The organism is Dorea sp. MB18-49, assembly GCF_023669465.1.
In the GTDB taxonomy this organism is placed as follows: Bacteria; Bacillota; Clostridia; order Lachnospirales; family Lachnospiraceae; genus Dorea_A; species Dorea_A longicatena.
Genome location: NZ_JAMOYX010000077.1, coordinates 1 through 7,864, shown reverse-complemented (window position 1 = coordinate 7,864; position 7,864 = coordinate 1). Strand labels below are relative to the sequence as shown.

Sequence of the window (7,864 nt, the reverse complement as noted above, 5' to 3'; positions counted from 1 at the left end):
CACTATAATATTAAAAAAATCACAATTTTATCGCCCCAAAGACTTGAAAAAGAAATTCGCGAGTAGTACAATTGTGTTAAAAGATTAACACAATATTTTAAAAGGAGCGTGTTTGAAATGGCAAGATTTACATTACCAAGAGATGTTTATCACGGAAAAGGATGTTTATCCGAATTAAAGAATCTGAAAGGTAAAAAAGCTGTCCTCGTAGTTGGCGGCGGATCTATGAAGCGTCAGGGATTCCTGGACAAAGCAGTGAACTACCTGAAAGAAGGCGGAATGGAAGTCAAACTGATTGAAGGTGTAGAACCGGATCCGTCTGTAGAGACTGTTATGAAGGGCGCAAAAGTAATGCAGGAATTCGAGCCTGACTGGATCGTAGCAATGGGCGGTGGATCTCCAATCGATGCGGCTAAAGCTATGTGGGTATTCTATGAGTATCCGGATGAGACATTTGAGAATATCATCACGCCATTCAGTTTCCCTGAACTTCGTCAGAAAGCAAAATTTGCAGCCATTCCATCTACATCAGGAACTGCAACAGAAGTAACAGCATTCTCCGTAATCACAGATTACAATACAGGAATCAAATATCCTCTGGCAGACTTTAACATCACACCAGACGTTGCAATCGTTGATCCTGAACTGGTAGAAGGACTTCCTCAGAAACAGGTTGCTTACACAGGAATGGATGCACTGACACATGCGATCGAAGCTTATGTATCAACACTCAACTGTCCATTTACAGATCCACTTGCACTGCAGGCAATCGAGATGGTTCTGGATTATCTGCCGGCATCTTATAACCTGAATATGGAAGCAAGAGAGCAGATGCATTATGCACAGTGCCTGGCTGGTATGGCATTCTCGAATGCATTACTTGGAATCGTACATTCTATGGCTCATAAGACAGGAGCAGCATTCTCAACCGGACATATTCCTCACGGATGTGCTAATGCGATCTATCTGCCATATGTAATCAAATACAATGCAAAAGATAAAGTGGCTGCATCACGTTATGCAGAGATTGCACGCAGAATGGGACTTCCTGGAACATCAGAAAAAGCTCTGATCAACAGCTTGTGTGCAAAGATTGATGAGTTCAATGCAAAGATGAATATTCCTAAGACTCTGAAAGAATTCGGAATCAACGAAGAGGAATTCAAAGAAAAACTGGATAAGATTGCAGAACTTGCAGTTGGTGATGCCTGTACAGGATCTAATCCAAGAGCAATTGATCCTGCAACAATGGCTAAATTATTTACATGTACATATTATGGAACAGAAGTTGATTTTTAAATAACAAAAATCAGATAACGGCGGCTGTCACATAGGTTTATGTGACAGCCGTTTTGCGTACTTTGGTATAAAAATCAAAATCTATTCCATATACAACAGAGCGAATCTTGAACAATTTTATCGACATTTTTTGAAAAATATGGTTTTACTTGCGAAATAGAAGAAGCCGTATTATGATAATAGTAATATTGGGAATTAGGAGGAAATAAGATGTACAAAATTTTAAAAGCAGAACAATTAACTGCTAACATCTTTCTGATGGATGTAGAAGCTCCTCGTGTAGCAAGACATTGTGAACCGGGACAGTTTGTCATTGTAAAGATGGATGAAAAAGGGGAAAGAATCCCACTCACAATCTGTGACTATGACAGAGAAGCCGGAACGATCACCATCGTATTCCAGCCGGTCGGAGCATCCACAACCAAGATGAAAGAATTAAAAGCAGGAGATTATTTCCGCGATTTCACAGGTCCGTTGGGAAATGCTTCAGAACTCGTAGAGGAAGATATCGAAGAACTGAAGAAGAAAAAGATCCTGTTTGTCGGAGGCGGTGTCGGAGCAGCACCTGTATATCCACAGGTGAAATGGCTCCATGAACACGGTGTTGATGCTGATGTTATCATCGGTTCGAAGACAAAAGATATGTTGATCCTGGAAAAAGAGATGGAAGCAGTATCCGGAAATTATTATCCATGTACGGATGACGGTTCTTACGGTCATGCCGGAATGGTAACAACAATGGTAGAAGAACTGGTGGAAAAAGGAAATAAATATGACGTATGTATCGCAATCGGACCAATGATCATGATGAAATTCGTATGTCTCCTTACAAAGAAACTGGAAATCCCTACTGTTGTAAGTATGAATCCGATCATGGTAGATGGAACGGGTATGTGCGGAGCCTGTCGTCTGCATGTAGGAGATGAGATCAAGTTCGCATGCGTAGATGGTCCAGAATTTGACGGACACCTTGTCAACTTCGATGAGGCTATGAAGAGACAGCAGATGTACAAGACTCAGGAAGGTCGTGCAATGCTGAAATTACAGGAAGGCGACACACATCACGGCGGATGTGGTCAGTGCGGAGGTGACGAGTAATGGCAGATGTATTAAAGAAAGTTCCTGTAAGAGAACAGGAGCCAAAGGTTCGTGCTACGAATTTTGAAGAAGTATGTTACGGATATAATAAAGAAGAAGCAATGGAAGAAGCAACCAGATGTCTGAACTGTAAGAATGCAAGATGTATCCAGGGATGTCCTGTATCCATTAATATTCCTGCATTTATCGCAGAGATTAAAGAAGGCAATATCGAAGAGGCTTACAAAGTGATTGGTCAATCTTCTGCACTTCCTGCTATCTGCGGACGTGTATGTCCACAAGAGTCACAGTGCGAGAGCAAGTGTGTTCGTGGTATCAAAGGTGATGCAGTATCTATCGGTAAACTGGAAAGATTTGTCGCAGATTATGCACTGGAAAATGATATCAAACCGGAAAAACCGGAAAAGACAAACGGACATAAAGTAGCAGTCATCGGTTCCGGTCCGTCAGGACTTACCTGTGCCGGCGACCTTGCAAAACTCGGATACGAAGTAACTGTATTCGAAGCACTGCATGAACTTGGCGGTGTTCTGGTATATGGTATTCCTGAATTCCGTCTTCCAAAGCAGAAAGTTGTTAAGAAAGAAATCGAAAAAGTCAAAGAGCTTGGCGTTAAATTCGAGACAAACGTTGTTATCGGTAAATCTACAACCATCGACCAGTTGATGGAAGAGGAAGATTTTGAAGCTGTATTCATCGGTTCCGGAGCAGGTCTTCCGATGTTCATGGGAATCCCTGGCGAGACAGCCAACGGAGTATTCTCAGCAAATGAATACCTGACAAGAAGTAACCTGATGAAGGCATTTGATGATTCTTACGATACACCGATCGCAGCAGGTAAGAAAGTTGCCGTTGTCGGTGGTGGTAACGTAGCTATGGATGCTGCCAGAACAGCACTTCGTCTTGGCGCAGAAGTACATATCGTATATCGTCGTAGTGAAGCAGAGCTTCCTGCACGAGTAGAAGAAGTACATCACGCAAAAGAAGAAGGCGTACAGTTCGATCTTCTTACCAATCCAAAAGAAATCCTCGTCGATGAAAATGGATGGGTAAAAGGTATGAAAGTAATCAAGATGGAACTCGGTGAGCCGGATGCTTCCGGAAGAAGACGTCCGATCGAGATCCCTGGATCTGAATATGAGATTGAATTAGACACTGTTATCATGTCTCTTGGAACATCTCCAAACCCATTGATCTCTTCTACAACAAAGGGACTTGAGACAAACAAGAGAAAATGTATCGTAGCAGAGGAAGAGAACGGACAGACTTCAAAAGCTGCCGTATTCGCAGGTGGAGATGCCGTAACAGGTGCTGCAACTGTAATTCTTGCTATGGGTGCAGGTAAAGCAGGAGCCAAAGGTATCCACGAATATCTGTCTAAAAAGAATGCTTAATTCTTTGTGCACAGTGAAAAGATGATGTTATAAGCACTCATAAATATGTACAACACGTAATTATATAAGAGATATACATGAGAATGATTCTGGTGTATATCTCTTTTTGCTTGCCATGCGTTCGTAAAAAGCTGCCAGTAGCAGGTCCTGCAGACAGTACATCCGGACTTGAATAAAAACAGATATATGTGGTATGATTGTAAGACACATTTAATGCTGAAAACAGCTGAAAATCAATCCTGCTGATATGTAAGGATAAAACAAAAAAGACAGGTTGGAGATTATGACAGAATTAGATTTAACAGACGGAAAGATATTTTTAAATAAAGTAACAGAGAAGATCCGCACACGCCTGGCCGAAGTAGATGCATCCATCGAAGCCGGACAGAAAGACATCCAGAGTATGAATGAATACTACTGGGAGAATTACACCGAGATGGATGAATACGGCTATGAAAATTATGACAACCAGCAAGCTCTTTTACACCAGGTCAATGACAATCAGGAAAAACTGAAGATGCAGCACCGGCTTCGTAAAATGCTGGAAGCTCCGTTTTTCGGACGTGTGGATTTTATCTATGATGGCGAAGACGAACCGGAGATATTCTATATCGGCATCGGTAACTTTGCGGAACGTACGGGTATGCTGCCTTTGATCTATGACTGGAGAGCACCGGTCAGCGGGCTTTTTTACGATTATGACAAAGGCCCTGGATCTTATGAGGCACCAGCCGGACTGATCGAAGGTGAAATTGCCGCCAAATGGCAGTACAAAGTGAAAAATGGAAAGATGGTCTATGCATTCGAAAGCGATACCAAGATCGATGATGATATTTTAAAGCAGGAGCTGGGAACCAACAGTGATGTACAGCTCAAAAACATCGTCCGTACGATCCAGAAAGAACAGAATGCGATCATCCGTAATACACATGACCGTATCCTTGCGATCCAGGGTGCTGCCGGAAGCGGTAAGACTTCCGTTGCTTTACACCGGATTGCCTATCTGTTGTATCATGATAGAGAGCATTTGAAATCCTCTAATGTACTGATCCTTTCTCCAAACAGTGTATTTTCAGATTACATTTCCCATATTCTTCCGGAACTGGGCGAGGAAAATATTCAGGAGATGAGTTTTGACCTGTTCGCATACCGGGAATTGAAAGGTATCGTTCCGGACTGTGAAGACCGCTATGACCAGCTGGAAAGAACCATGAAGCTTCAGGACCCGTATCTGACAGAACGCTTTGAAGAGAAGCAGTTGGAAGGCTTTGTCGGAATGATGGAAGGATTCCTTGCAAGACTGGAAGATGAACTGATGGATTTCCGTGCAATCGAATATAAGGGAATTCAGAAGACAGAAGAAGAACTGATCAATCTCTTTTATTTCAAATTCCAGAATGCACCTCTGCTCAGCCGGATGGACGCAATCAGAGATTATTGTGTTGATGAATACGAGACATTACTTGGACGTGATCTTTCGGAAGAAGAGCTCCTGATCGTACAGGAGAAATTCGATAAGATGTATGTAACAAAGGACATCTACAAGATATACGGCTGGCTTCTGGAAGAATGCGGATACTCGTCACTTCCGGATGTCGAATATGAAAAGCGCAAACTGGAATACGAAGATGTATTTCCTGTATTGTATCTGAAGTACCGCCTGACCGGAAAAGCTGTGCATAATCATATCAAGCATCTGGTTATTGACGAAATGCAGGACTATTCTTATCTGCAGTATGTGATCCTGAATCAGATCTTCAAATGCCGGATGACCATTCTCGGTGATAAAGCACAGACTTTAGATGAACAGATGCGTGATGTATTGCAGTTCCTTCCGGGCGTATTTGATCAGAAGATTCGCAAGATCGTGATGAATAAAAGTTACCGGAATACAATGGAGATTGCCAGATATGCCGAAAAACTGACTGGTGTCAAAGACGTAGAACTTTTAAAACGTCATGGAAAAGAAGTGGTAGAAGAACAATTCCAGACAGAAGATGCAGTTCTGGATGAAATCCTTTCAAAAGCCAAACTTGGAGAAGACGAGTATGAGACTGCTGCCATTATTACCATGACGGAAGCAGAGGCATCCACCTTATACCAGATATTAAAAGCCCGCGGCGAAGAAGTGCATTATATCGACCGCAACAGTTCCGTATTCAAAAAAGGACTTACCGTCACGACCTTTTATCTTGCAAAAGGTCTGGAATTCGACCAGGTATTCGGTGTGTTCCAGGATGCCGGAAACCCGATGTTGAATCAGGCAAAATATATCTGCGCAACAAGAGCATTACATGAATTATATATGTATCAGATAACAGAATAGAAGAACACTAATCACTAAGGCAGAAAAATTATTAGCAGAATAGATGTGCAGAAATTAGTTTTTCGAAAGATTATTAATTATAGTTAAAATTAAAAAAAGCAGAGATAGAAAGAACAATAGAATGAAGATAACATTAATCACAGTGGGAAAGATAAAAGAAAAATATTTAAAAGATGCAATCGCAGAATACAGCAAACGTCTAAGCCGCTACTGTAAGCTGGAGATCATCGAGGTGGCAGATGAAAAGACTCCGGATAATGCAAGTGAGACCGTAGAAGATGGTATCCGCGACAAAGAAGGAGAGCGGATTCTCAAATATGTCAAGGACGATGCCTACGTCGTTACACTTGAAATCAAGGGAAAACTTCTGACCTCAGAAGAACTGGCAGAAAAGATTGACAAGCTTGGGATCCAGGGAACCAGTCACATTATATTTATCATCGGCGGCTCGATCGGACTTGGAAAAGAAGTGCTGAAACGCTCGGATTATGCACTAAGTTTTTCAAAGATGACATTTCCACATCAGCTGATGCGGGTGATCCTCCTGGAACAGATCTACCGAAGCTACCGGATCATCAGCCATGAACCATATCATAAGTAAAATGCCGAAATAAAAGAAAATATTATAGAAACAATTGTAGATATATAAAAGATATTATAAAAAATTCTTGTTTCAAAAGATATCATCCTTTATACTAATAAGGATGAAAATGTCAGGAGAGGATATACTATGAAGCAAGTGAATTTAAAAAATCTGTGTATGATCTTGTTGGGGAATACAGTTTATGCACTGGCGATCGTCATGTTTATTCTGCCAAATGATATGATCACGGGCGGAACGACAGGACTGGGTATTGCAATCCACCATTATTTCGGGCTTCCAATCCATACATTTGTATTAATCTTCAATACATTGATGTTCTTACTTGGAGCGGCTGTCCTTGGAATGAAATTTGCACTTACAACACTGGTCAGTACATTCTATTACCCGGTTATTCTGGGTGTGCTTGAACAGATACCGGCACTTCAGAATGTAACAGACGATAAGATGTTATCAACAATCTGCGGCGGTCTGATGATCGGAATGGGAATCGGAATTGTAATACGCTGCGGTGCATCGACCGGGGGAATGGATATTCCGCCGTTGGTTCTCAACAAAAAGTTCGGACTTCCGGTATCTGTGATGCTGTATGTATTTGATTTTATAATTCTGATCTCACAGATGCTCTTCACTAACAAAGAAGAGATTGTATACGGTATCTTACTGGTACTGATCTATACCGTCATTCTGGACAAGGTACTGCTGATGGGATCTACCAGAACCAAAGTAGAGATCATGACTGAAAAATATGAAGAACTGAACCGTCTGATCCAGGAGCGTCTTGACCGTGGAACGACACTGGTCTATACGCAGACCGGATATCTGAAAAATGATCAGCCGATGATTCTTACCGTAGTTTCCAATCGTGAACTTATGCGCCTGAACCAGCTGGTACAGGAGATCGACCCACATGCATTTATGATCATTGGAAATGTAAATGAAGTGCGAGGAAGAGGATTTTCACAGCAGAAAGTTTATAAGAAAGAAACTATCGAAAAATAAAAATACGCAGAATAATAGTAAGCGCTTAAATTTTAGACATGGATACAAAAATCCCCGGCCACATTTCTGCAACCGGAGCACCTTGATAATTCACATATGATTGATTATTGATTTGAGTCGTTTGCACGACGTTCGATTTCAGCT

The 7,864-nt window shown here is 41.6% G+C and carries 6 protein-coding genes; all 6 read left to right on the top strand.

What is annotated here, in order from left to right; genetic code table 11:
• Nucleotides 1-117 precede the first annotated feature (117 nt).
• The 6 genes from NCY30_RS14485 (at nucleotide 118) to NCY30_RS14460 (ending at nucleotide 7,720) form a co-directional block, all read left to right on the top strand.
• Nucleotides 118-1,299, top strand: a complete 1,182-nt coding sequence (locus NCY30_RS14485) for an iron-containing alcohol dehydrogenase (protein ID WP_006426608.1) — start codon at nucleotides 118-120, stop codon at nucleotides 1,297-1,299.
• Between the two features lie 210 nt (nucleotides 1,300-1,509).
• A complete protein-coding gene (locus NCY30_RS14480; RefSeq protein ID WP_055181772.1) occupies nucleotides 1,510-2,397 on the top strand; it encodes a sulfide/dihydroorotate dehydrogenase-like FAD/NAD-binding protein in 888 nt (295 codons plus the stop codon).
• Entirely contained in the window at nucleotides 2,397-3,791 is a 1,395-nt protein-coding gene (gltA, locus tag NCY30_RS14475) for an NADPH-dependent glutamate synthase (RefSeq protein ID WP_055181773.1), read from the top strand. The genes NCY30_RS14480 and gltA overlap by 1 nt, the downstream gene beginning before the upstream one ends.
• Nucleotides 3,792-4,074: 283 nt before the next feature.
• A complete protein-coding gene (locus NCY30_RS14470; RefSeq protein ID WP_250818852.1) occupies nucleotides 4,075-6,117 on the top strand; it encodes a HelD family protein in 2,043 nt (680 codons plus the stop codon).
• 121 nt (nucleotides 6,118-6,238) lie between these two features.
• Nucleotides 6,239-6,718: a 23S rRNA (pseudouridine(1915)-N(3))-methyltransferase RlmH gene (gene rlmH / locus NCY30_RS14465; protein WP_006426603.1), complete on the top strand. Its 480-nt coding sequence runs from the start codon at nucleotides 6,239-6,241 to the stop codon at nucleotides 6,716-6,718.
• A 129-nt stretch (nucleotides 6,719-6,847) separates the two neighbouring features.
• The gene (locus tag NCY30_RS14460; RefSeq protein WP_055181774.1) at nucleotides 6,848-7,720 is read left to right on the top strand and encodes a YitT family protein; all 873 of its coding nucleotides are present in this window, start codon (nucleotides 6,848-6,850) and stop codon (nucleotides 7,718-7,720) included.
• Nucleotides 7,721-7,864: the final 144 nt, after the last annotated feature.